Consider the following 26035-nt stretch of genomic DNA (forward strand, 5'->3'; position numbering starts at 1 on the left):
TTTGAGGGTACAAATGTATGTCAAAAAAAATTTATCTTCCTAATTAAAATACAAATCCATGGTATTTTATCCTAAAAACAATGACTTTCATCTAAGTTATTTAAACAATAAAAGCCCGAACATATCGGGCTTCAATTCTAAATTTTCAATTCTTAATTCAGTATATAGGTACTTAACAATGTGATTGTATTTTCACCAACATACTCATATTGATAAAGGGCATTATCTGAAATCATAAGTAGTTTATCATTTAAAGGAATCACATCGGTAGCCTGCACATCGTTAAAGGCATGCAACAGTTGTACATCTGATGGATCTGTCTTATCAAACACCTTCAATCCTGAAGTACCATCACAGACAAACAAATGATTACCCTTAAAACCTAAACCGTATGGATTATCTAATTCATACTGTCCTATCAACTGCGGCTGACTTTTATCTGTGACATCGATAACTTCTAAAACACTTTGATCTTGACCACAAAAATTCCCGCCTCTTAAAGTTAAATAGGCATAATTGCCATCCACCACCACTGGATCACAACCTTCCCAATGTGTGAATTCTGAAATAAATTCGGGTGACGCTGGATTTCCCAAACTGTGAATAAACATACCGTTGTCACCACCTAGATAGAGATAACCATCAGCATGAAACATGGTTTCGATACGCCATCCAGCGTAGGTTGTAGATACTAAATTTGGTTGAAGAAGATTAGAGATATCGAAGGTATTCATTTGTGATTCACCCACCGTATACAGGTAATCTGAAACAATCTGAAAACGCGCCAAAGAACCTCCCACACCAATGGTATTCGTATTACCAGCTTCAGCACCATCAAAAGTAAATACATCATCACCTTGAGAAACCTCCCGACGTTCTTCAATCAAATCCCACCCAACGATAACATCGGTATCAGACGCAAATTCGCCGTAATCCAAAAAATCGGCGCCTTCAGGAATTTGATAATCGTATATCTCGAATACATCTTCCAACCTACCTACTTCAGTAATACTCGAAATGTTCGCAATATCAAAAACGACCAAATCGATGGCACTATCGGCATACAAATAATCATTTTTTATAGAGATATCCTCATTTCCAGGAATGTAAATAAAACTCACTTGCTGTGGTGCCGTTGGATTAGAATTATCTAACACATGAACCCCTTTAAACTTTTCATTAATAAAAATAAATTCTTGGTACGCATACACCTTGCCTACATTTAATATAGGCTTAGGTGATTGAATTTCAACGGCAGAACGCAATGCTGTTTTTGTTATGGTTTGAGGGATAGCCACTACGACCGTCTCAAATTGGTTGTCATCATTATTGCAGGACCAACAACATATAATGATAAAAACAAAGACTAATTTTTTCATGGCAATGGGTTGTATGAGTTAGTAACTATAAAGTAGTGGTTCTGGAAACCCTTCAATATTTAATAGGATATCATTGCTCCCTTCCACTTGTAAAGCAGTTAAATCAAAGGATCTTGATCTGGAAAAAACGGCCAAGCAGGTTTCATCATTACCAAACACAAATTTTAGATAGCGTTGCTCTGGCAATGATTCAGCAACGCTCCCAGAATCAACGAGAACCATACTCCAAGAATTACCGTCGCATCCACTAGCCGCAATTTCAATGGTAAGACAATTGTCTACAATTTCAGAAGCGATATACTCATACACATCAGTTTCTGCCGTTTCATAGAAGCCGGCATCTACAACAACGGTTTGATCACATGGCGATGCTTGCATTTCATCATCATCACATTGTGTATTCATAAACAACGCCATACAACATACCATTATCAAAATGTGTTTGGTTACTCTCATATCTTTTGGTTTACCTATTAGATGGAAATACCTTAAAAAGGTTGCGTTAATTAATGAAAAAAAATGAACAACTCCAAACATATTTCACTTATGACACTTTGTCATAATCCTTAAATTTATACTATCTTTGCATGCTAATTGACTGTACAACGCTTTAGGACGATTTATGGAGAAAACAATAGATGAGAACAAACAAGGTGAAAGCCTCGTTTTAGAACAAAAAGTTGGAAATCACCGAAAACTCTTTATTGAGAGTTATGGCTGTGCTATGAACTTTAGTGATAGCGAAATCGTAGCTTCTATACTTTCAGAGCAAGGTTATAATACCACGCAACGTCTTGAAGATGCTGATTTAGTATTGGTAAACACTTGCTCCATTCGTGATAAAGCAGAACAAACCGTTAGAAAACGATTAGAAAAATACAACGCCGTAAAGCGTATCAATCCTAAAATGAAAGTGGGTGTGTTAGGCTGTATGGCCGAACGCCTAAAAACTAAATTTTTAGAAGAGGAAAAAATAGTAGATCTTGTTGTAGGCCCTGATGCTTATAAAGATTTACCTAACTTATTGGCTGAAGTTGATGAAGGTCGTGATGCGATTAACGTTATTTTATCTAAAGAAGAAACGTATGGAGATATAGCACCTGTGCGATTAAACACGAATGGCGTCACTGCTTTTGTATCCATTACGCGCGGTTGTGATAATATGTGTACGTTCTGCGTGGTTCCTTTCACACGTGGACGTGAGCGCAGTCGTGATCCTCAAAGTATTATCGAAGAAATTAACGACTTATGGCAAAAAGGCTATAAGGAAATTACCCTTTTGGGGCAAAATGTAGATAGCTATTTATGGTATGGCGGTGGACTCAAAAAAGACTTTGATAAAGCCTCAGACCTACAGAAGGCAACGGCTGTTAATTTTGCGAATTTATTAGAATTGTGTGCTAAGGCACAACCAAAAATGCGCATTCGTTTTTCGACATCAAATCCGCAGGACCTCACCTTAGATGTTATTGAAACGATGGCTAAGTATCACAATATATGCAAGCATATTCACTTACCTGTTCAAAGTGGTAGTGATCGCATACTCAAAGCGATGAATCGCTTACATACGAGAGAGGAATATTTTGAACTTATTGATAACATTAGACGGATTCTTCCAGAATGTGCCATTAGTCAGGATATGATTTCTGGTTTCCCTACGGAAACGGAACAAGACCATCAGGACACCTTGAGTCTCATGGATTATGTGAAGTATAATTTTGGATACATGTTTACTTATTCAGAACGACCAGGAACACTAGCAGAACGAAAATTGGAGGATGATATTCCTGAAGCTGTAAAAAAACGACGTTTAGCTGAAATTGTTCAGCGTCAACGTGAACATAGTGAAATAAGAACCAAAGAGTATCTCAATACGACCGTTGAAGTATTAATAGAACGCCAATCAAAAAAATCAAGCGAACAATGGTCGGGAAGAACGTCGCAAAATATCGTAGCTGTATTTCCTAAAGCGCATTACCAGGTTGGTGATTTAGTGACTGTGCATATTACCGACTGTACAAGTGCAACACTTATTGGTGAAGCTACAGGCTATTCAAACTACAATTAACAACAGCAGCATCATATTTATCTATGGAATCCATTCAAGCTATTAAACAACGTTTCGGAATCATTGGAAATGACCCAAAACTTAATCGCGCCATTGAAAAAGCGATACAGGTGGCACCAACTGATATTTCAGTACTCGTGACTGGAGAAAGTGGTGTTGGAAAAGAAAGTATTCCAAAAATCATTCACCAACTATCACATCGTAAACACGGAAAATATATTGCCGTAAACTGTGGTGCCATCCCTGAAGGCACCATCGACAGTGAATTATTTGGACATGAAAAAGGAGCATTTACAGGCGCAACTCAAACCCGTTCTGGCTATTTTGAAGTTGCCGATGGTGGTACGATATTTTTAGATGAAGTAGGAGAATTACCGCTGACCACACAAGTCCGTTTATTACGTGTTTTGGAAAATGGCGAATTCATCAAGGTAGGTTCTAGCAAAGTTCAAAAAACCAACGTTAGAATTGTCGCTGCGACTAATGTTAACATGTTTGAAGCGATTAAAAAAGAAAAGTTCCGTGAAGATCTTTACTATCGTCTCAGTACCGTAGACATCAATATTCCTCCCTTACGAGAACGAAAGGAAGACATCCACTTATTATTTAGAAAATTTGCAAGCGATTTCGCTCTAAAATATAAAATGCCTACCATCAAACTCACCGATGACGCGGTAGAGGTTTTACAAAAACATCGTTGGAATGGTAACATCCGACAACTGCGAAATGTGGCCGAGCAAATTTCGGTATTGGAACAAAACCGTACTATAAGCGTGGGTACTCTACAAGGATACTTGCCTAGCGGAAGCAACAACTTACCTGCAGTCATTAATGCATCAAAATCTGAAAGTGATTTTAGTAACGAACGTGAAATTTTGTATAAGGTTCTATTTGACATGAAAGGTGATTTGAATGACCTTAAAAAATTGACAATGGAATTGATGAAAAGCGGCAATGTTTCTGACGTCAAAAAAGACAATGAAGGTTTGATACAAAAGATTTATGGTGAGCCACAAAACGATAGTGCCGAAGAGGCCTTTGAGGATTTGGAAATTTTAGCGATTCCTGAGCAAACAGAAGACACCTTTGATGTAGAAGATAAAAATCAAAACACTGATAAATATCATTTTGCTGAAGAGATCGAGGAAGAAGAAACCTTGTCTCTACAGGATAAGGAATTAGAGCTGATAAAAAAATCTTTAGAACGCCATCAAGGCAAACGAAAATTAGCTGCCGCTGAATTAGGAATTAGTGAACGTACGCTCTACAGAAAAATAAAGCAATACGATTTGTAATTTATTGATTTTATTATCTTTACAGGACAACCAACAATAATGAATCAATTTATGAAGCGTCCTTTAAAAATAATGTTTTCATTGTTCGTGCTCATAGTTTACTCATGTAGCAGTGAAAATGATATCAACGAGCCAACTGAAAATCCCTCTCTAAAAATCACTAACGAAGTTGATTCAGAAGATAACGGTAATAATTATCTGGGCGCAGACGACCTACTAACCTACAGCATTACTGTAACTAACGATGGTGATGTTCCTTTAACAAATCTGACCATTATTTCTACATTGAAAAATCTCTCCGATACCAATTTGAGTTTAACCACCCCAATTACGTTTTTAGGGTCAGATTCAGGAAGTGATGAAGGAACATTACAAACCAACGAAACCGCGACTTACACTGCTAATTACACTATTACGCAAAGCGATGTGGATGCTGGTGGGATCAGTCATAGTCTTATGGCGACTGCTGTATCTCCAGAAAACAACAGCATCAATGACATTAGTGACGATGGCGACAATAATGACGGAAATACCAGTGATGATGCCACGATTACCCTCATTTCTAGCGAGGCTTTCGACCCAACAATCATTGCAGAATATCATATTTTAAACTCAGAAGGTAATCCTACAAATAGGTACAAGTTTGACAGTAATGGCCGTTTCAAGGAATTACAAACATTTGACAAACATTATTATTTTACGTTTAATGATGCACAGCAGCTCACCAACCTAACAACCACAACTTCCAATGGCACACTCATAAGCTCTGAAGACATCATTTATGACGCGAGCAATAGAGTGACTCAAATAGGTGATCGAAATTTTGAGTTTTATGAATCAGATAATTATTATATCGAAACGGAAACCTATTCCATTGATGGCCCTTATTTATTCGAAGATATCAACGGAGACATTATTGAAGAATATGAAATTAATTATTTTAAGTATACCCTTTATGATGGCAACCCAATTGTTCAACTCTGTTATTATTATGGAGGCGAACAAACCAATACCAACACTGGCGAAGAAAGCGAATGGGGATATTGTAGTGATTTTGAAGCCAATCAATATACCAATAATGTCGAAAACATATGTGGCGATACTGATTGCGTCGACTTTTGGCATGATTCAAATACCAACCCGCTTTATGGCTCTACCAATTTGATCGACATCTATGGATTTATCAGAATGTTTGGAGAACAACCCTCAAAATTAGATATTCTAATTTCGGCCAATAACTTAACAGGCATTAATTATTCAGACCCTTCTCAAATTAATTTTCTCTATACATATAATGATTACAATCTTCCGCATACCGTTATTAGGCAATATCAAGATGAGTTAGGAATTGGTTCAGAATCTGATTATGCTGTTTACTATTATCAAGGCGACATCATACCTGAATAAAAAATTTAGAAAACTTTAGGACAATCGGATAGATAAAAAGCTATTTTTGAAACATAAAACATTGTCAACTTTGTACATGAAGTCCATAAAACATATCCTTATTTTTTGCTTACCAATGTTGTTTTTTGGTTGCGGTCCCTATTCCTTTACCGGAACCTCTATTAAAGACAATATTGAAACGTTTCAAGTGAATTACTTTCAAAATAATTCCAATTTGGTGGAGCCTGGATTTGATAGAGATTTTACCTTAGCCTTACAAGATCTGATACTTAATCAAACGAATTTAAGTTTGGTAACATCTAATGGTGATTTAGTTTATGAAGGTGAAATTACCGAGTATCGCATCTCGCCTACTACAGCACAGGCCAACAGTACAGCCGCGCAAAACAGATTGACCGTTGGTGTGCGCGTTCGTTTTTTTGATAAAAATGAACCTGATGAAGAATTTGAGCAAACTTTTTCGTTTTTTTATGATTATGCCGGTAGTGAATTGCTTCAAGGTGCTCAGAAAGACACCGCTCACGAAGAGATTTTTGAGCGACTTACACAGGATATTTTTAATGCGACATTAGCCAAATGGTAAATGAATAATTCAGATTTTACATACATATTACAAAACCCACAACACATTACCAGCGATCAAACATCATCGCTAAATGAGCTTATCTCTAGCTACCCTTACTTCCAATCGGCGCGCGCATTATATCTGAAAGGACTCAAAAACAAAGGGAGCTATAAATACAATCAGGAATTAAAAATAACCGCCTCTTACACCACCGATAGAAGTATTCTTTTTGATTATATTACTTCGGAAGCCTTCAATCAGAATGAAATTTCCCAAGTAATTAAGCAGAATTCTGAACATCTCAAGTCTATCACAGTACATGAAGCTGATGATATTTCAGTCAATAAGAGTGTGACAATTGATGATGCCTTAAAAGAGCACATTAAAAACACGCAAGGTGTATTAGATCCTAACTTGTTCGAACAAAAGGTAAAGCCAGAAGATGTGGCGCATTTTTTATCACTCAAAGACACCACGCCCGAAAATGTCATTCTAGATATCGATGCCAAACACATCGAAGAAACTCCTGAGGAAAAATTACAAATTGGTAAACCGCTTGAATTTGACAAACAAGAAAAGCATTCGTTTACGGAATGGTTAAAAATCACATCCTTTAAACCAATAGATAGGAGTAAAGAAAAAACAGATATCATAGCGACTGATGCTCAAGATGACACAACGGAAAAATCTGATCACAAAACCAAGAAATTTGAACTTATTGACAAATTCCTTGAGAGTAACCCTAAAATAATTCCATCTAAAGACCGTCCTAAAATCACCATTGTAGACGATGACAAAGTAGCTCATGACGGACTCATGACAGAGACTTTAGCCAGAATTTACCTCGAACAAAACAATTACGAAAAGGCAATTCAATCTTATAAAATATTAAGTTTGAAATATCCAGAAAAAAGTGGTTTCTTTGCAGACCAAATTAAAGCAGTAAAAGAATTACAAGAAAATAATACACAGAACTAATGAATACGTTTACTATATTTTTAATCCTTATTGTCCTAGTATCATTTTTACTAGTGGTTGTTGTTATGGTTCAAAACCCTAAAGGTGGCGGATTATCCTCATCGTTTGGTGGTGGAGGCACTCAGCAATTAGGCGGTGTTAAAAAAACAACCGACTTTTTGGATAAAAGTACTTGGGCATTGGCCACCTTATTATTAGCCTTGATATTAGCTTCAAATTTAGCGATACCTGGTGCAGGTGGATCGGCAGAATCTAAAATCATGAGTGGTGAAGAGACCTCAACATCAACACCAGTTGCGCCTTCAACAGATACATCTTCAGATGATATCGCAACGCCTCAAGATTCTTTGAATCCTTAGAAAGTACAGAAAAAGACAACAAAAAATGCCAACTTTAACAGTTGGCATTTTTTGTTACTGAAACTTTGTCAGTCCGCATCTATTGGCACATTTTTAGCATAACGCTTAAGCGTTAACAATAATTTATTAATTTAAAACACATACAAAACAATGAGCTTAAACATAAAACCATTGGCGGACAGAGTTCTAATAGAACCTGTTGAAGCTGAAACCAAAACAGCTTCAGGAATCATCATTCCAGACAACGCAAAAGAAAAACCTCAAAAAGGGAAGGTTGTCGCTGTTGGTAATGGCACAAAAGATGAACCTATGACTGTAAAATCTGGCGATACTGTGCTTTACGGAAAGTATGCTGGTACAGAATTAAAACTTGAAGGTAAAGATTACCTCATTATGCGAGAGAGTGACATATTAGCAATTGTTTAATATTTAAAAACTAAAAATAAAATGGCAAAAGATATAAAATTTGATATTGAAGCACGTGACGGTTTAAAACGCGGTGTTGATGCATTAGCAAATGCAGTAAAAGTAACCTTAGGACCAAAAGGACGAAATGTTATCATCAGTCGTTCATTCGGCGCTCCTCAAGTCACCAAAGATGGTGTTTCCGTAGCAAAGGAAATTGAATTGGAAAACGAGCTTGAAAATATGGGAGCTCAAATGGTGAAAGAAGTGGCTTCTAAAACCAATGATTTGGCAGGTGATGGTACCACGACTGCGACCGTTTTGGCGCAAGCCATCGTTAAGGAAGGTCTGAAGAATGTTGCCGCTGGTGCGAATCCAATGGATTTAAAACGCGGTATAGAAAAGGCGGTTCAAGCCATTACTGAGAACTTAGAAAAACAAGCTAAGAAAGTTGGTAATTCTTCTGAAATGATCAAACAAGTCGCATCCATTTCAGCAAATAATGACGATACCATTGGTGAATTAATCGCCAAAGCTTTTGATAAAGTTGGTAAAGAAGGAGTGATTACTGTAGAGGAAGCCAAAGGAACTGACACTTACGTTGATGTTGTTGAAGGTATGCAGTTTGATAGAGGTTACCTCTCTCCTTACTTTGTAACCGACTCTGATAAAATGGTGGCAGATTTAGAAAACCCTTACATCTTGTTGTTTGATAAGAAAATTTCAAATCTACAGGAAATCCTTCCTATCTTAGAACCTGTGGCACAATCTGGTCGTCCATTAGTGATTGTTGCTGAAGATGTTGAAGGACAAGCTTTAGCCACCTTGGTAGTGAACAAATTACGCGGTGGTTTAAAAATAGCAGCTGTTAAAGCTCCTGGTTTTGGTGATCGTCGTAAGGCTATGCTAGAAGATATCGCCATCCTTACTGGTGGAACGGTGATTTCGGAAGAACGCGGATTTTCTCTTGAAAATGCCGATTTGAGCATGCTAGGAACTGCTGAGTCTGTCATGATTGATAAAGACAATACTACCATCGTTAATGGATCTGGTAAGTCTTCCGATATTAAAGCGCGTGTGAACCAAATCAAAGCACAAATTGATACAACGACGAGTGACTATGATAAAGAAAAATTACAAGAGCGATTGGCCAAGTTAGCTGGTGGTGTAGCAGTCCTTTATGTAGGTGCAGCATCTGAAGTTGAAATGAAAGAGAAAAAAGATAGAGTTGATGATGCCTTACATGCCACGAGAGCAGCTGTAGAAGAAGGTATTGTTGCTGGTGGTGGTGTTGCTTTTGTAAGAGCCATCTCTGTCTTAGAAAAAATTACGACTGAAAATCTTGATGAAACCACAGGTGTTCAGATTGTTGCTAGAGCGATTGAAGCGCCATTGAGAACAATTGTTTCCAATGCTGGTGGCGAAGGTTCTGTAGTCATCAACAAAGTACTAGAAGGCAAAAAAGATTTTGGTTTTGATGCTAAGACCGAAACATATGTGGATATGTTGAAAGCGGGAATTATTGACCCGAAGAAAGTGACACGTATCGCCTTAGAAAATGCAGCTTCTGTTGCAGGAATGATTTTGACGACTGAATGTGCGCTTGTAGATATAAAAGAAGAAGCACCAGCTGGTGGCGGAATGCCTCCAATGGGTGGTGGTATGCCAGGCATGATGTAGTAGCAAATCGCCACAGATGAGTGTCTCACTCTTAAGGATAAATACCATAAGAAATGAGTTCAGAGAAATAAAAAAGCCCTTGATAAGAATCAAGGGCTTATTTTTTAAACCAGATCAAACTTTAGGAATTTATTACAGGATGAAAAGCCTCTAAAATTAAGTGCAAATAAAAAAAATGACACCTTCCAAAGTCGCAAGCTATAAGTTAGCCTTATTCATATTCATAATTAAAAACGGTTATTAATGGTGAGCTATTATAAATTGATTTACTTCTAGTAAACATGGATAATCTTCCCGATGCATCAAATTCATAAGTCGCATCAAATGTGATTGTCATGTTCGGATCAGACGCTACCGTGTAAGTATATCCCGTTATATAATTACTTCCAACACCAAATTCGGACATTCTTTTAATAGCAAAATTATCAACGCGCTATTTATTGATACTCATAGGTTAGAACGCGCGTTTGAAGACTTTCAAAAAACATTTTAGTCTTTGCTTGTTCTGTTAGCCTTCCTAAACTATCAAATTCATAGGTCACATCTAAGGTGATAGTTCTGTTAGGATCAGACGTTACTGTAAACGTATATCCTGTTAAATAATTAGCTCCTAATTCTGCTAATTGCTTAAACGCGTAATTTCCTGTTTGAATCAACATCACGTTATTTTTCCATTCGCTTCCATAGCGGTAGCTTTCCTTTTGATATGGCGCACTTGCAAGTTCAGACGCATAAGTGAAAGTAGCAGTTCCATCCACATCATTTCCATAACCACTTGCCGTAAATCCAGTTAAATTCCCGTTCGTGTATGATGCATCCCAATACGTAGAACCATCAATATTTTCATAATGTACAATGCGATTATTCGCATTTAACGTAAAGGTATAAGTTGTTTGGTTTAACAAGTTATCATTATCGTCGTATTCTGATTTTGTGGCGAGAATATCATTTCCAACATATTCGTAATTGCGCACAGTGGTTATGTTATCAGCTATAAAAGATCTTGTTGCCATTACAATACGATCACTAGAATCGTATTCAAAGGACTCAAAACCAGTGTTCAAACCATTGTTGAAATACTCAATCATGACCATTTTACCATTACTAAAAGTCTGTGTTTGATAACTATTGGACCCGTAATCAATTTGTGTGTTTAATCCGCTGTTGATGGTGTAAGTAGTGATAGAATTCTCCATAAAGATTTCTTGAATACTCACCAAATCCTCAGTTACCTCAGACGGATTGTTGGTAGTTTCATTCTCACAAGAAACCATAAAAAGGGCTAGAATCAGTGTTGCAAATAAGCTGGTAATGTTTTTCATAATAATAGTGTTACAATTGGGTTAGGCTATCATGTTATGCCTCTTATGTCACAAATATCATTCCGCAAACTGTTAAAATTAAAATATGTCGATAAAAAAAAGCACCTTGCTTTAATCAAAGTGCTCTCATTTGTAACTTACCCTATACAAGTCCATATACAATGGACCCCATCAAAAACTACTTCTTTCTTGAAGTCGCTTTTGGTGCCTTTCTAGCTTCTAATTTCTTAGTAGCTTTGGTTATTTTAGGCTTCCCAACTTGCTTTTCTTGTCCCATAATTCTTAAATAATTTAAAAATTAAAATCTATACTAAAGGTACAGCATTGTCATATTGCAAGATACTTTCATTGGGAAGAATTTAACTAAAACTGACTTAGTTTTTATGATCATTCTGTACCTCTATATCACGATACCTGCAACACGCATGAACCGTATTATAAGCTTCTTCTGAAGCTTTTAATTCTTTGGTGTCGTGACCTACGGCAACAATTTGTTTTCTTATGGTATCTAAATTTGTTTTTCGCGCATCATATATGAGCTTTAGCTCATGTGTTTCTACATTCCAAATGGCCGACTTTACGCCTTTGGTACGTATCGCTGCTTTCTCAATACGCTCTTTACACATCATGCAAACGCCATCTACTTCCAACGATGCTTTAGCATTCTTATCTTGAGCAAAAACTGTGGCTGCCATCAACAGCGTGACTAATACAATTATTTTTTTCATTTGATAGTTTATTTAAATTATTTTTTATTTCAGTTTGAATCGCAATCCTGCATAATACATACTTCCAAAAATCGGACCATAGACAAAAGTGGTATCAAAATTGGGTCCAAAAGGGTCATCTGCACCTAAAATAGGATTGCTTTGTCTCACATTAGTGATATTTTCTCCTCCTAAATATACTTCAAATTTTGAAGAAAACACTTTAGTGACTTGAGCATTCAAAGTGCCAACGGTAGGCGATTCTGTTGGTAATTGATAAGCAACAGGATTTGTCTCTGTCGATGCAAATCGTTGTTCACTTAACCAGTTGTAGGTAAGATCAAACTTCCATTGGGAATCTACAGCTTTTTTTGAGTGGATTTCATAAGACGCATTCGCAAAAAAACGATGCTTAGGCACTAAAGGTTTTGACCGTTTGCCAACGGCGTAATCTGTTTGAACATCATAATACTTATAAGCGGTTCTCAAATCAAAATTCTCAAAGGCATTATAATTAAATTCCAATTGAAAACTATTGGCAAAACTTTCGCCTGTTAAGTTATAAAAATTCACCTGCTGTGGATTTTCCCAATCAACCACGACTTGGTTCTGAAAATCAGTTCGGTAGAAGTCCAATGTGACATCCGCCTTTCTTCCGAAGAGATTAAATCCTTGTAAGTAGGAGACGCCATAGTTCCAGGCAATTTCTGGATCTAAGCCATAAATAGGACCATCCGAATTTAAAATATTGATACTTCTGGATGTCGCAAATAGGTTTTGATTTTCAGCAAAAATATTGGCACTTCGCTTACCGCGACCAATTGAAAACCTGATGGCAGATTTCTCCCAAGGCGTATAACGAAGGTGCAATCTAGGTGTGATAAACGCTCCTAACAAATTGTGTGTGTCAAAACGCAATCCTGCCGTTAAGGTTAACTTGTCTAAATTATCATAGGCATATTCAAAAAAAGCACCTGCAGATCGCTCGCTACGCTCGAAATTTGTACCAACGGCCAACTCATCATAATGGTCGTATGTAAAACCAAGACCTGTTTTTATTTTATGTCTGGAATCACTTATAATGGAATTATAAATGACATTGGAATACACACTATTATGATTGATATTGTATTCATTCAACCCAAAATAAGAATTTTGATTATGATTACTAAAAGCCAACTGTACACCTAAACTTTGCCATGGAATATTGGGATTGACATAGCCAAACTTGGTCGTGAACTCAAAACGTTCGGTAGCAATTTCACTACCCCAAGCATTCATGGTTAAACGGTCGTTATCAGGATCAAAATCTAATTGACCTGCTTGATTGTTGTCTGACAAATACCTAAGGTTCATAAAACTAACCAGTCCTTTCTCAGGATTTGTGTATTGCCAACGGTTCATGATATTGATTTGCTTTTTTAAAGGAACATCCAAAAAACTATCGTTGTTCTTGTCAAATTTTTGATTCCTTAAATTCCCGTGAACATACAAACCAGTACTCCATGTATCACTCACTTCGGTATTTAAATGTGTATTCAACTCTAATCGTCCATTTGCAGACGCATAGGCATTTACAAAAATGCGATCGTCTGATGAAGGCTTGCGTAACTCTGTATTGATTTGACCTGCAATACTCTCAAAGCCATTGACCACACTTCCTGCACCTTTAGTAATTTGAATACTCTCCACCCAAGTTCCAGGAATAAAACTCAAACCATAAGCTTGTGATGCTCCACGAATGGACGGAATATTCTCCGTCGTAATTAAGATATATTTACTCGTCAATCCGAGCATTTTAATTTGTCTCGTACCAGAAATGGCATCTGAAAAATTCACATCAATCGACGGATTGGTTTCGAAGCTCTCTGATAAATTACAACACGCTGCCTTTAACAGCTCGTCACTACTCACCGTAATAACATTCTCCGCTTTCAGATAAGACTTAGCAGTGGCTTGTTTTCTTGAAGTTACCGTAACTTGATCCAATGCACTTGAGGGCTTTAGGTAATGCCGAATATATTTTGGGGAACTCACTTGAATGGTATCCGTTTGATAACCTACGTAACTTACCACCAATTGCTGGTAACTAGATTGATAGGGTATACTAAAACGCCCCTCTATATCGGTCACCACTCCAACAGAAGTATCCAGCCAAAATACATTGGCTCCTGCCAAGGGAATAGTGGTGTTTTCAGAATTTGCTTCCAAAATAATCCCATCAATTTTTTCTTGAGACATTAAAAGGCTGGGAAAGCATATTAAAATAAATAAAATATATTTCATTAGTATGTGTAGGTTTTGAATAACATAATGACTGCCATGATAATCATGATGGTATTTTCAATAAATGTTGCTTTAGTCATGGGTAATTTTAGAACGGTACCCAAACACGCACATTGTATGGTCTTTTTATCCAATAAGGTACGTGTTACACCAATGGTAGTAATTCCTAAAATAACAATCGTTATGATTAAAGCCACAGGTATTTGAATACGCATGAGAAACAGCATTCCCAAGGCTAATTCAATAAAGGGATAGACCATACCATACAAGGGTATTTGTTTGGCTAGTGGGTCATACATTCTGAAACTTTTCGGAAATCCTTTTAAGTCCAATAGTTTGAAAAAGCTAAAAACAATGTAGAACAAACCCATAAAATCCAGCATAAAACCGTTGACTTCAAATGGATTCAGATTCAATAGAATGGAGGCGACAAGAAGATAGGCAAATATGAGAAATAACGGCAATAACTGTTTTAGTTCACTCGGTTCGTTGTCAGAAGCCTCAGCAGTATTCGTAAAAACATTCTTGCGTTCCATTTCTGAAATATCATATTTATCTGGTAATACCTGCTTTAATTCATCCAATGAAATATGCTCAGTCATCGTGAGTTTTACTTCGGAAGATTCTAAATCCACAGAAACATCACTAATACCAGTAACAGCACGAAGTGTTTCTTCTACCTTCGCTTTACAGCCGTTACAGGTCATTCCTGTAACCGTATATGTATGTGTCATTATGTTATTTGATTTAATTAATAGTTTATAAACCAACAAAGTTGCTGGTCCTCTTTAATAAGCTTGAGAAAACTAAAAATCAAATGATAAATACTTGGTCAAGAACCTGAATATCAAGCACCAAGTTGGGTGGAATATAATGTTTGTGAGGAATATGCTGTTTGGGAACCACCTGAAACAAATTTCTATAGGAGTCCACATAAGCAATCAAGAATAATTCCTGCTGAAAATCGAGATCATCAAATGTGTTCTTCGTAAGCAAGTCCTGACCTTCAATGAGATCCAAAGTATCTTTACAACAGGACTTCTTAATCACTTCTTGCTGCTCCATTTCAGAGGCTTCCATAGCACATTTTTCAGCCGGACTAAAAATAGCTACATCAATAAGCGTGTCGCCACAGAAGTGCTTTTCTACGGTGAATGAGATCGTTGAAAACAATAACGTTAATGCCATTGCTACAGATCCTAGCTTATATATATACTGTTTCAGCATGATGCAAATTTACTAAAAAGCAATGACATTCCTTTTTATTTAAACAATCATTAACTTATTGCTTCAATTTATGGTAATAAAACGCAGGAAGCAGTAACAACAATATTAAAGGCTGTATCAGGAATCGTCTTATATTAAAAAACAGATAATAATCTTCTTGTTTTGGGTTAATTACAAAATACAGAAAGCAGCTCATTAATATAACGTAAGCCACTACATAGATGACTAAGGAAAATTTAACGATGGATTTATCCTTAAAAAATAGATATATGATTCCTAATGAAATCCCTGAATTCAGAATAAAGCGTAAAGTTGTGAACAAGCTCAATTTTAAAATTTCGCGTCTGGGATGATCGACATATAAATAGTCACTTTTAAAAAACAGCAAATAAGGATCATAAAACAATTCATTTTCAAACACACGAATCAAAACGAGCAATACAAAAAGTACCATGAGTACTATAAAAGTGATTGGATTACGCATGCTTTTTTATATTTTTTGAAAATCGATTCACCCAAAACATCCATAACAGAAATACCATGCCGTAAATGATCATTGGGAAAATGACAGTATGCAACAAATCTCGTCGCCAAGGGTAATTGTACAAACCTATTGATAAAATGGCAATTCGAATTAAATTGATAGTATATATCAAAACACTTCCCGACAGTATGTAAAAAAAAGTCATCCTAAATTTTCCCGCAAACGCTACAATAAAAGAAAGGAATAGAATAATGACACTCACCGAATTACAACCTTCCACAACTCTCGCCACAAATTTAGAATTCACCAATAGTTTCATTGAGGGTTCTTCTTCATGTGGTATAATTTGTGCGTCATACCCAAAAGTCTCAATCAACAATTGACTTTGCCTGGCGACCAAATTTGTGATATAATCTGGATAATAGATTGAATCTTCCGACATATCCAAATACAACTTATAGGCGATTGTAAGCACCATGTAAACCGAAAGAAAGGTCAAGATAAACTTGATTACAGATTTATATTTTAACAAGAGTGCTTTCATTCAGAGTTAAATTTATATAAAATGAAACTAGAAATGACACTTTTTAAATACTTTTACAAAAATTTTCGACACTATGACTTTTGAAGCCCTAAAAACCCAAGTAGAAACAATCATCTCTCAGACAGAACATACGGTTAACGAGAGACTCTTGGCGATATGCGAACTTCTTGAAAATGAGGTAAGCTATTATAATTGGGTTGGATTTTATTTTAAGAATGGTGACAAAAATGAATTGAAGTTAGGGCCTTATGTGGGTGAACCTACAGACCATGAAATCATCCCTTTTGGGAAGGGCATTTGCGGACAAGTGGCTGTGTCTAATCAAAATTTTGTTGTACCCGATGTAAGCGCACAGGATAATTATATTGCTTGTAGTATAACTGTTAAAGCTGAAATCGTCATTCCAATTTTTGTGAATGGAGAAAATATTGGGCAAATTGATATTGATTCCAATACACCCGATCCCTTTACTGAAGCGGATGAACGCTTCTTGGAATTTGTATGCGAGAAGGTTTCCAAACTTTTAGACGCTCAAAAATAATTCTTACATACCCGTTCTGATCGCTTCCACAGGATCTAACCTTGAAGCCGAAAAAGCAGGTACCAAACCGGAAATCAAACCGATAAACGTCGACAATCCGAAACCTAAAAATATATTTCCAAAGGATAAAATAAATTCAAAATCATCCACCATGGCTGTGGCGGCTAATGAGATCAACCATACCATGATGATGCCAATTAAACCACCTAAGACGGATAGTATTATAGCTTCAAATAAAAACTGAAACAAGATAAACTTGTTTTTAGCTCCTAAAGATTTTTGAATTCCAATCAAGTTCGTACGCTCTCTAACGCTCACAAACATGATATTGGCAATCCCGAAGCCACCGACCAAAAGTGAGAAAGCACTGATCACCCACCCTGCACCATTCAAGAAACCAATAATCCCATCTACAAAGTCGGTTAAACCAGATAATTTATTTACAAAGAAGTTATCAGGCTCATCCGCTTTCAAGCCACGATAAGCTCTATACTTTTGCTTAAGAACCGATTCAAAGGCTCCAATATCCACGCCTTTTTCAGGTTTTATGATGACAGCTCCAGGGAGACCTTCTACGCCTCCATTTCTGAATCGTCTTACAAAATTAGCAGGCACATAAGCCCTTTCATCTGGAGAGTCGCCTAAGCCACTTCCCATTTTTTTCAGCACACCTATAACGGTTAGTTTTCTACCAAATCCTCGAATAGTTTTACCAATAGGATTGAGATCATCAAATAAATTTTTAGCGGTATCGCTTCCTAAAACAATCACATTCGCTCCTGAAATTGATTCCGATTCTGTATAAAAACGCCCTTGTTCAACTTTAAAGTTTTCAATATCATAAATACCGTTTGACACGGGAGTAATATTTACACCAGTCACTGTATTTCCTTCATACTTCAAATTTTCATTACCTCCAAATATTACATAAGCAATGGCATCAATATCAGGTACATTCCTTTGTATAAATTCAAAGTCGTCATGTTCGGCCTGTGGAAAATTGTCACGTTGCCATCGCGGCACGTCTGTCGGACCAAACGAATATTTAGTGAGATACATGGTGTTTTTATCTAAGCCACTCAATTGATCCTTAATGCTTCTATCCAAAGAATCAACTGCAGCTAGCACTGCTATAATAGAAAATATCCCAATCGTAATGCCTAAGAGCGACAAAAACGTACGCAGTTTATTGTTTCGTAACGCGTTGATAGCAAATGAAAAACTCTCTTTGAATAATCTTAAGTAAACCAGCATAGTATCAGGTTGATTTTAATCAGATTTAAAGATAGGACGTTTTCAACAATTTATTGTTACAAAAAACTTAAATAAACTCTGGTTTTGACTTATAATAACTCTTGTAATTATGTATTTTTGGGCTTTAATTTTCACAACATAGTTTCCGCTAAAGAAACACAACGACAACAACACAACAATGAGCAACAACAAACGTATTAAATCGGCATTAATTTCTGTATTCAGTAAAGATGGATTAGCACCTATAGTCAAAGAATTAGAGGCACAAAATGTCACTATTTATTCTACAGGTGGGACGGAGAAATTCATCAAAGAACTGGGCGTTAACGTCATTCCAGTAGAAGAGGTCACTTCTTATCCGTCCATTCTTGGAGGACGTGTTAAAACCTTACATCCAAAAGTTTTTGGAGGTATTTTGAATCGTCAAAACAATGAAAAAGACGTCGCTGAGCTAGCAGATTTTGATATCCCTCAAATCGATTTAGTCATTGTCGACCTATACCCTTTTGAAAAAACAGTAGCTTCGGGAGCCACACATCAAGATATTATCGAAAAAATTGATATAGGCGGTATTTCACTTATCAGAGCAGCAGCTAAAAACTATGACGATGTTGTTTGTGTCGCTTCTGTAGACGATTACAACACGTTTTTAGACATCCTTAAAACAAAGAACGGTGAAACTTCTGAGGAAGATCGAAAATTATTTGCTGCCAAAGCTTTTAACGTGTCTTCTCATTATGATTCTGCCATCTTTAATTATTTTAATGCAGACCATGATATCGCTTCTTTAAAAATAAGTGAAACCAATGGTCAAGTCTTACGATATGGTGAGAACCCTCATCAGCGCGGATTTTTCTTCGGAAATTTTGATGAATTATTTACCAAATTACATGGTAAAGAACTAAGTTACAACAATCTATTAGACGTGGATGCCGCTGTAAATTTAATGAATGAATTTAAGGGTGAATCACCAACTTTTGCTATTCTTAAACACAATAATGCTTGTGGTTTTGCACAACGAGATACAATCCATCAGGCCTATGTAGATGCCTTGGCAGGTGATCCTGTTTCGGCATTTGGAGGTATTTTAATCGCTAATACGGAAATAGACAAAGACACGGCTGAAGAAATTCATTCCCTGTTTTGTGAAGTCGTTATTGCACCTTCATTCTCTGAAGATGCCTTAACAGTATTAAAAGGCAAAAAGAATCGAATTCTCTTGATTCTAAAGGATGTTGAGTTTGCGGCAACAACTGTTAGAACTTGTCTTAATGGTATTTTAGTTCAAGACAAAGACCATAAAACCGATCGTATTGAAGACCTCTCAGAAGTGACTCAAAAGACACCAAGCAATAACGAGTTAGAAGATTTAATCTTTGCATCAAAAATATGTAAACATACAAAGTCGAATACCATCGTATTAGCAAAGAACAAGCAATTATGCGCGAGTGGCACTGGACAAACCAGTCGTGTTGATGCACTTAATCAAGCTATCCATAAGGCAAAATCATTTAATTTTGACCTTCAAGGTGCGGTTATGGCAAGTGACGCATTTTTCCCATTTCCTGATTGTGTAGAGATTGCTGATAAGGCAGGGATTACAGCTGTGATTCAACCAGGAGGATCGATCAAAGATCAATTGAGTATTGATTATTGTAATGAGCATGGTTTAGCTATGGTGATGACGGGAACGCGACATTTCAAACACTAAAAGAACAATTTTTAGTTTGAAACGTCTAAAACCAAAAATGAAACGTTTAAAAGAAAGAGCTATATCTTAATGAGTCATAAATTGAACTCGAAATAAAACTTAAATATTTATTAAGTTTTATTACATTTACAAAACACCAAATAATTTATAAAATAACGACCTCATAATACACGAATAACGCATGGGATTTTTTGATTTCTTAACAGAAGAAATAGCCATAGATTTAGGAACTGCAAACACACTTATCATACACAACGACAAGGTTGTTGTGGATAGCCCTTCCATAGTAGCAAGAGATAGAATTTCAGGCAAAATTATCGCTGTTGGTAAAGAGGCCAACATGATGCAAGGAAAAACACATGAAAACATCAAAACCATAAGACCACTTAAAGATGGTGTTATTGCTGATTTTGATGCTTCTGAGCAAATGATCAGCATGTTTATAAAAAATATTCCTGCCTTAAAAAAGAAATTATTTACGCCTGCATTGCGCATGGTCGTCTGTATTCCTTCTGGTATTACGGAAGTAGAAATGAGAGCCGTAAAAGAATCCTGTGAACGCGTGAATGGAAAAGAAGTATACCTCATTCATGAACCAATGGCAGCCGCTATTGGTATTGGCATCGATATCATGCAACCGAAAGGAAATATGATTGTCGATATTGGAGGTGGTACAACAGAAATTGCTGTCATCGCACTTGGCGGTATCGTCTGTGATAAATCGGTGAAAGTTGCTGGTGATGTTTTTACCAATGATATTATTTATTACATGCGAACACAACACAATTTATATGTTGGAGATCGTACTGCTGAAAAAATTAAAATCCAAATTGGCGCAGCTACGGAAGATTTAGACTTACCTCCAGAAGAAATGAGTGTTCAAGGTCGTGATTTATTAACTGGAAAGCCGAAACAAGTGCAAATTTCTTATCGTGAAATTGCAAAAGCCCTTGACAAGTCCATTTTAAGAATCGAAGACTCCGTCATGGAAACCTTGTCTCAGACACCTCCTGAATTAGCTGCTGACATTTATAATACTGGTATTTATTTAGCTGGTGGTGGTTCTATGTTGAGAGGTTTAGACAAGCGACTATCGCAAAAAACAGATTTGCCTGTGTATATCGCAGAAGACCCATTGAGAGCAGTGGTTCGAGGTACAGGGATTACACTCAAAAACTTACCAAAATTTAAGAGTGTATTGATTAAATAACTCAGATAATACCTTAACATGCAACAAATTATAAACTTTGTCCTAAGAAACAAGACATTTCTTTTGTTTCTGTTGCTGTTTTGTATATCTCTGGCGCTTACTATCCAATCGCACTCTTATCATAAAAGCAAATTTATTAATTCGGCTAATTTTATAACAGGCGGAATTTATGAAAGTGCACATGGTATTACCGACTATTTTGATCTCAAAACTCAGAATGAGATTTTACTTGAGGAAAACAAACTATTGCGATCTCAGGTTTTAAATCAGAGTGATTCCATTGAAAATTCTCAAAAAATAGTTGATAGTGTCTCATATGACGGACGTTATAAAATTCAGACAGCTAAAGTCATCAATAATAATTATGCGTCTACTAAAAATTACCTAACCCTTAACAAGGGAGAAAAAAATGGTATTAAAGAAGACCTCGGAGTGATTACTTCCAAAGGTATAGTAGGGATTATTGACAATACCTCCAACGGCTATGCCAGAACATTATCTGTACTTAATACTAAAAGCAGAATAAATGCGCAATTAAAATCTTCAAACCATATTGGTTCTCTCGTTTGGAATGCCAAATCAACGGCTTATGTGCAACTCATTGACATTTCCAAATTTGCACCAGTAAAAAAGGGAGACACCATTACAACTGGCGGACAGTCATCTATATTCCCACAAGGCATACTAATTGGGACGATAGAGGATTTTGTGTTAGATGTAAGTGGAGATACTTATACGGTAAACGTGAAGTTATTCAATGACATGACCAATTTGTCACACGTATATGTGATTGAAAATCTAGATGCTGAAGAAATTAAACGTCTTGAAAACCCTGAAGATGAATAGCCTCAACATCAATAATATCGTGAGATTTGTAGTGCTCATTCTAGCACAGGCACTGGTATTCAATCATATCAATTTTATGGGATACATTAATCCGTATCCTTACATATTGTTCATCCTGCTATTCCCAGTCAACAACAATAGAACGCTTTTTATTTTTTTAAGTTTTATGTTGGGATTATTCGTCGATATTTTTTCAGACTCAGGTGGCATCAATGCTGCAGCCTGTGTCTTAATTGCGTTTATAAGACCTACGGTTTTAAAGTTCGCCTTCGGAATGATTTATGAACATCAAACCATCAAATTCAATAACACAGAATTTGGTAATCGTGTCATCTATTTTACGATTCTTACTTTGACTCATCATCTCATGATGTTTCTCTTAGAAATTTTTAACATTTCAAACATAATTTTACTCCTTCAAAAAACGTTATTTTCAAGTATTTTTACTATTATCCTTTGTATACTAATCTCAATACTTTTCAGTAACAAACAACGATGAGGAAACTTCTACTATTAATAACTGTAGTACTTGTAGGACTTTTATTTATTGCGCGCTTGTTTTATTTGCAAGTATATGATAAAAAAGCCTACAGCATATTTGAAGATAATGCTATTAGAACAGTTTACGACTATCCAAAACGCGGTTATGTATATGACAGAAATGGCACACTCCTAGTAGCGAATCAACCGTCGTATGATGTCATGGTCATTCCTAGAGAAGTCGAGCCACTAGACACCTTAGAGTTTTGCAATTTACTAAAAATCACCAAAGAGGATTTTAAAAAAACTTACGAAAAAGCCTACCATTACTCACCAAGATTACCATCGGTATTTGTGCCTCAATTATCGAAAAGAGACTATGCAGTGCTTCAAGAGAAAATGCGGAAATTTGAAGGTTTCTACATCCAAAAACGGTCTCTTAGAGATTATCAAACCTCCATAGGTGCCAATGTCCTTGGAGATATCGGTGAAGTCAATCAACGTATCATTGAAAAACAACCTTATTACAAAATGGGTGACCTCATTGGTAAACAAGGGATCGAGTTGTCTTATGAAAATGTCTTGAGAGGCGTTAAGGGCATAAAATTTATTCAAAAAGACCGTTTTAATAAAAACATCGGACCATACAAAGATGGCAAATTTGACACCTTGCCACAACCTGGAAAAGACATCACCATTACAATAGACTCCGAATTACAAAAATATGGCGAACTATTGATGACCAATAAACGAGGAGGTATTGTGGCCATCGATCCTGAAAATGGGGAAATTTTAGCGCTAGTGACTGGTCCAAGTTATAACCCCAACTTGTTGGTAGGACGCGAACGAAACAAAAATTTTTCGAGATTATTTTTAGACACGATTTCCAAACCTACTTGGGACAGAGGTCTACAAGCACAATATCCACCTGGCTCTCCTTTTAAGGTGATAAATGCACTTATCGGGCTTCAAGAAGATGTGGTTGATGTTGATGACAAAGTGACTTGTAGAATGGGCTATTACTACGGAAGCAGAAGGCTCACAGGTTGCCACCATCATAAAAGCCCTGTCAATATGAATGATGGCATCGCACAATCTTGCAATGCCTATTTCGTAAATGTTTACAGAAGGATAATTGACAAATATGATGATGCTGGCCGAGGCATGAATATTTGGGCAGATCATGCTAGGAGTTTCGGACTTGGAAATTATTTGGGCTACGATTTGCCCGTCGGCCAACGTGGCAGAATTCCTGATGGAGATTACTATGATCGAGCTTATGGTGATAATCGTTGGGGATCTACTTATATCGTTTCCAATGCTATTGGACAAGGAGAAGTTGAAGCTACGCCTATACAATTAGCTAATATGGCAGCAGCCATAGGAAATCGTGGCTATTATTACACACCGCACATTATAAAAGCCATTGAAGGAGATACGATTCCTAGTAAATATACGACCCCTAATCATACCTCTATTGATAAAAGACATTTTGAACCGGTAGTGCAAGGCATGTTTGATGTTTATAATAAAGGAACAGCAGCCACTTTAAGAATTCCTGGTATCGATATCTGTGGAAAAACAGGTACTGCCGAAAATTTTATGAAAATTGATGGTGTCAAAACACAGCTAACCGATCATTCCATATTCGTCGCTTTTGCGCCAAAAGACAATCCTAAAATCGCAATTGCCGTCTTTGTAGAGAACGGTTACTGGGGAAGTCGATTTGCTGGTCGTATGGCGAGTTTAATGATAGAAAAGTACATTAAAGGCGAGATTACGAGAACCGACATGGAAGATTGGATTCTCACGCATAGTTTGGAAAATGAATATGCTAAGCCTTATTCCGGAGAGCCTTTTAAGATTAATGGCGAAACAACGCTTCAAGTTGTTGAAAAAGTAAAGGCACCAAAAAATGATGATCTTAACAGCTCTATTAGAATTGAACCCAACGGTAATAATAACTGACAATGGATAGAGAAACCAACAGAAGTTTTAGATTTGATTGGATAACCATTGGCCTATTCCTATTACTGGTCGGATTTGGTTGGCTGAACATCATGTCTGCTTCTCATGAAGGCGATATTCAAAGTTATTTTGACATGAGCCAACTCTATGGTAAACAAGCTGTATTTATTGGGCTTACCTTTGTTCTTATTGTACTCATCCTTTCAGTTGAAGCGAAGTTTTATGAACAGTTCGCCAGTGTGATATACATTGTTGCTATGCTGGCTTTAGTCGGTTTATTTATCTTCGGTAAGGATGTGAATGGTGCACGCTCTTGGTATGGCATTGGTTCGATGACCATTCAACCTAGTGAATTTGCAAAATTCGCCACGGCACTTGCCATCGCCAAATATATGAGTGATCTCCAAACTGACATGAATACCTTAAAGGATCAATTGAAGGCTGTGGTCATCATTATGATTCCAGCGATATTAATATTACTGCAAAACGACGCTGGTAGCACCTTGGTATATGCCTCCTTCTTTTTTGTCTTTTATAGAGAAGGCCTACAGCAAATATATTTAGCCATTGCACTTTCTGTAATTATCCTTGCCGTGCTTAGTTTAAAATTTGGCATCATTGTGACGTCTGTTATTGCAGGATTATTCATAACAGGTATGTATTTTTTTCGGAAGAAAAAGCGCGCGTCAATCCTACAATATATCGTCATACTTTTGGTCTGTATTTCCTTTTCATCGGGTGTCAATTTATTTTACAAACATGTCTTAAAACCACATCAACAGAATAGAATTAGTCTTTGGTTGCGTCTGGAAAAAGATCCTAACAAATTAGAGCAGATGAAAAAAGAGGAGGCCTATAATCTCATTCAATCTGAAAAAGCTATTAGCTCTGGAGGCTTAACTGGCAAAGGATTTATGCAAGGTACGAGAACTACAGGAAAATTCGTGCCAGAGCAAGAAACCGATTATATTTTTAGCACTGTAGGTGAGGAATGGGGATTTTTTGGCAGCGCATTTGTGGTCTTGCTTTTTATGGCGCTCATTATTCGTGTCCTTTACCTCGCTGAATCCCAAAAATCTCAATTTAGTCGCGTTTATGGTTATGGCGTAGCCTCTATCCTATTTTTACATTTTACGATAAATACAGGTATGGTTATGGGGCTTATTCCTACCGTCGGTATTCCGTTACCATTTTTCAGCTATGGTGGCTCCGGACTTTGGGGCTTTACGATACTACTCTTTATTTTTGTGAAGCTAGATAGCAATAAGATTAACGAATGGTAAAAGATGACTGCCAAATATGACCGCACTTCTATTTTT

General features: G+C 36.7%; 26 protein-coding genes. 15 read left to right on the top strand and 11 right to left on the bottom strand.

What is annotated here, in order from left to right; genetic code table 11:
• Positions 1-152 precede the first annotated feature (152 nt).
• Entirely contained in the window at positions 153-1379 is a 1227-nt protein-coding gene (locus tag ACU8DI_RS00510; protein WP_447110777.1) for an LVIVD repeat-containing protein, read from the bottom strand.
• 18 nt (positions 1380-1397) lie between these two features.
• A complete protein-coding gene (locus tag ACU8DI_RS00515; RefSeq protein WP_447110778.1) occupies positions 1398-1835 on the bottom strand; it encodes a hypothetical protein in 438 nt (145 codons plus the stop codon).
• A 166-nt stretch (positions 1836-2001) separates the two neighbouring features.
• Between ACU8DI_RS00515 and miaB the strand changes: the two genes are divergently transcribed.
• The 8 genes from miaB (at position 2002) to groL (ending at position 10136) form a co-directional block, all read left to right on the top strand.
• Complete coding sequence (gene miaB, locus ACU8DI_RS00520; protein ID WP_447110779.1) at positions 2002-3447, top strand: tRNA (N6-isopentenyl adenosine(37)-C2)-methylthiotransferase MiaB; 1446 nt, start codon at positions 2002-2004, stop codon at positions 3445-3447.
• Positions 3448-3470: 23 nt separating this feature from the next.
• Entirely contained in the window at positions 3471-4742 is a 1272-nt protein-coding gene (locus ACU8DI_RS00525) for a sigma-54 interaction domain-containing protein (RefSeq protein ID WP_447110780.1), read from the top strand.
• Positions 4743-4781: 39 nt separating this feature from the next.
• A complete protein-coding gene (locus ACU8DI_RS00530; protein WP_447110781.1) occupies positions 4782-6149 on the top strand; it encodes a DUF7507 domain-containing protein in 1368 nt (455 codons plus the stop codon).
• Between the two features lie 76 nt (positions 6150-6225).
• On the top strand, positions 6226-6732 hold the full coding sequence (locus ACU8DI_RS00535) for an LptE family protein (RefSeq protein WP_447110782.1): 507 nt from the start codon (positions 6226-6228) through the stop codon (positions 6730-6732).
• Positions 6733-7692 (top strand): hypothetical protein, encoded by a 960-nt coding sequence (locus ACU8DI_RS00540; RefSeq protein ID WP_447110783.1) that lies wholly within the window; start codon positions 6733-6735, stop codon positions 7690-7692. It abuts the gene before it with no gap.
• Positions 7692-8051: a preprotein translocase subunit SecG gene (gene secG / locus ACU8DI_RS00545; RefSeq protein WP_447110784.1), complete on the top strand. Its 360-nt coding sequence runs from the start codon at positions 7692-7694 to the stop codon at positions 8049-8051. The genes ACU8DI_RS00540 and secG overlap by 1 nt, the downstream gene beginning before the upstream one ends.
• Before the next feature lie 150 nt (positions 8052-8201).
• Positions 8202-8477, top strand: coding sequence for a co-chaperone GroES (groES, locus tag ACU8DI_RS00550; RefSeq protein WP_447110785.1), 276 nt, complete (start codon positions 8202-8204; stop codon positions 8475-8477).
• 21 nt (positions 8478-8498) lie between these two features.
• Positions 8499-10136, top strand: coding sequence for a chaperonin GroEL (groL, locus tag ACU8DI_RS00555; RefSeq protein ID WP_447110786.1), 1638 nt, complete (start codon positions 8499-8501; stop codon positions 10134-10136).
• A gap of 211 nt (positions 10137-10347) precedes the next feature.
• Here groL and ACU8DI_RS00560 read toward each other — a convergent pair whose 3' ends face one another.
• The 8 genes from ACU8DI_RS00560 to xrtF all read right to left on the bottom strand — a co-directional run bounded on the left by ACU8DI_RS00560 (position 10348) and on the right by xrtF (position 16706).
• Entirely contained in the window at positions 10348-10542 is a 195-nt protein-coding gene (locus ACU8DI_RS00560) for a hypothetical protein (RefSeq protein ID WP_447110787.1), read from the bottom strand.
• 31 nt (positions 10543-10573) lie between these two features.
• Positions 10574-11458, bottom strand: a complete 885-nt coding sequence (locus ACU8DI_RS00565) for a hypothetical protein (protein ID WP_447110788.1) — start codon at positions 11456-11458, stop codon at positions 10574-10576.
• Between the two features lie 374 nt (positions 11459-11832).
• Positions 11833-12186, bottom strand: a complete 354-nt coding sequence (locus ACU8DI_RS00570; RefSeq protein WP_447110789.1) for a heavy-metal-associated domain-containing protein — start codon at positions 12184-12186, stop codon at positions 11833-11835.
• 24 nt (positions 12187-12210) lie between these two features.
• On the bottom strand, positions 12211-14451 hold the full coding sequence (locus tag ACU8DI_RS00575; protein WP_447110790.1) for a TonB-dependent receptor: 2241 nt from the start codon (positions 14449-14451) through the stop codon (positions 12211-12213).
• On the bottom strand, positions 14451-15185 hold the full coding sequence (locus ACU8DI_RS00580) for a heavy-metal-associated domain-containing protein (RefSeq protein ID WP_447110791.1): 735 nt from the start codon (positions 15183-15185) through the stop codon (positions 14451-14453). The genes ACU8DI_RS00575 and ACU8DI_RS00580 overlap by 1 nt, the downstream gene beginning before the upstream one ends.
• Positions 15186-15264: 79 nt before the next feature.
• The gene (locus tag ACU8DI_RS00585; protein WP_447110792.1) at positions 15265-15678 is read right to left on the bottom strand and encodes an HYC_CC_PP family protein; all 414 of its coding nucleotides are present in this window, start codon (positions 15676-15678) and stop codon (positions 15265-15267) included.
• 55 nt (positions 15679-15733) lie between these two features.
• Positions 15734-16162, bottom strand: a complete 429-nt coding sequence (locus ACU8DI_RS00590) for an exosortase F system-associated membrane protein (RefSeq protein WP_447110793.1) — start codon at positions 16160-16162, stop codon at positions 15734-15736.
• Positions 16155-16706 carry an exosortase family protein XrtF gene (gene xrtF, locus ACU8DI_RS00595; protein ID WP_447110794.1) on the bottom strand — a complete coding sequence of 184 codons (552 nt, stop codon included), beginning with the start codon at positions 16704-16706 and terminating at the stop codon, positions 16155-16157. The genes ACU8DI_RS00590 and xrtF overlap by 8 nt, the downstream gene beginning before the upstream one ends.
• 73 nt (positions 16707-16779) lie before the next feature.
• Here xrtF and ACU8DI_RS00600 point away from each other — a divergent pair, with 73 nt between their 5' ends.
• On the top strand, positions 16780-17247 hold the full coding sequence (locus ACU8DI_RS00600) for a GAF domain-containing protein (RefSeq protein ID WP_447110795.1): 468 nt from the start codon (positions 16780-16782) through the stop codon (positions 17245-17247).
• 3 nt (positions 17248-17250) lie between these two features.
• On the opposite strand, the gene ACU8DI_RS00605 is transcribed toward ACU8DI_RS00600, so the two are convergent.
• Positions 17251-18501, bottom strand: a complete 1251-nt coding sequence (locus tag ACU8DI_RS00605) for an ABC transporter permease (RefSeq protein ID WP_447110796.1) — start codon at positions 18499-18501, stop codon at positions 17251-17253.
• Between the two features lie 178 nt (positions 18502-18679).
• Here ACU8DI_RS00605 and purH point away from each other — a divergent pair, with 178 nt between their 5' ends.
• From purH to rodA, 6 genes are all read left to right on the top strand, one after another.
• Complete coding sequence (purH, locus tag ACU8DI_RS00610; RefSeq protein ID WP_447110797.1) at positions 18680-20212, top strand: bifunctional phosphoribosylaminoimidazolecarboxamide formyltransferase/IMP cyclohydrolase; 1533 nt, start codon at positions 18680-18682, stop codon at positions 20210-20212.
• Between the two features lie 181 nt (positions 20213-20393).
• The gene (locus ACU8DI_RS00615) at positions 20394-21422 is read left to right on the top strand and encodes a rod shape-determining protein (protein ID WP_033960946.1); all 1029 of its coding nucleotides are present in this window, start codon (positions 20394-20396) and stop codon (positions 21420-21422) included.
• 18 nt (positions 21423-21440) lie between these two features.
• Positions 21441-22268, top strand: a complete 828-nt coding sequence (mreC, locus tag ACU8DI_RS00620; RefSeq protein WP_447110798.1) for a rod shape-determining protein MreC — start codon at positions 21441-21443, stop codon at positions 22266-22268.
• Complete coding sequence (locus ACU8DI_RS00625; protein WP_447110799.1) at positions 22261-22767, top strand: rod shape-determining protein MreD; 507 nt, start codon at positions 22261-22263, stop codon at positions 22765-22767. Before mreC ends, ACU8DI_RS00625 begins: the two co-directional genes overlap by 8 nt.
• Positions 22764-24716 carry a penicillin-binding protein 2 gene (mrdA, locus tag ACU8DI_RS00630; protein ID WP_447110800.1) on the top strand — a complete coding sequence of 651 codons (1953 nt, stop codon included), beginning with the start codon at positions 22764-22766 and terminating at the stop codon, positions 24714-24716. Before ACU8DI_RS00625 ends, mrdA begins: the two co-directional genes overlap by 4 nt.
• A gap of 2 nt (positions 24717-24718) precedes the next feature.
• Entirely contained in the window at positions 24719-25999 is a 1281-nt protein-coding gene (gene rodA / locus ACU8DI_RS00635; RefSeq protein ID WP_447110801.1) for a rod shape-determining protein RodA, read from the top strand.
• The last annotated feature ends 36 nt before the right edge of the window (positions 26000-26035 follow it).

The organism is Psychroserpens sp. BH13MA-6 (assembly GCF_052983595.1).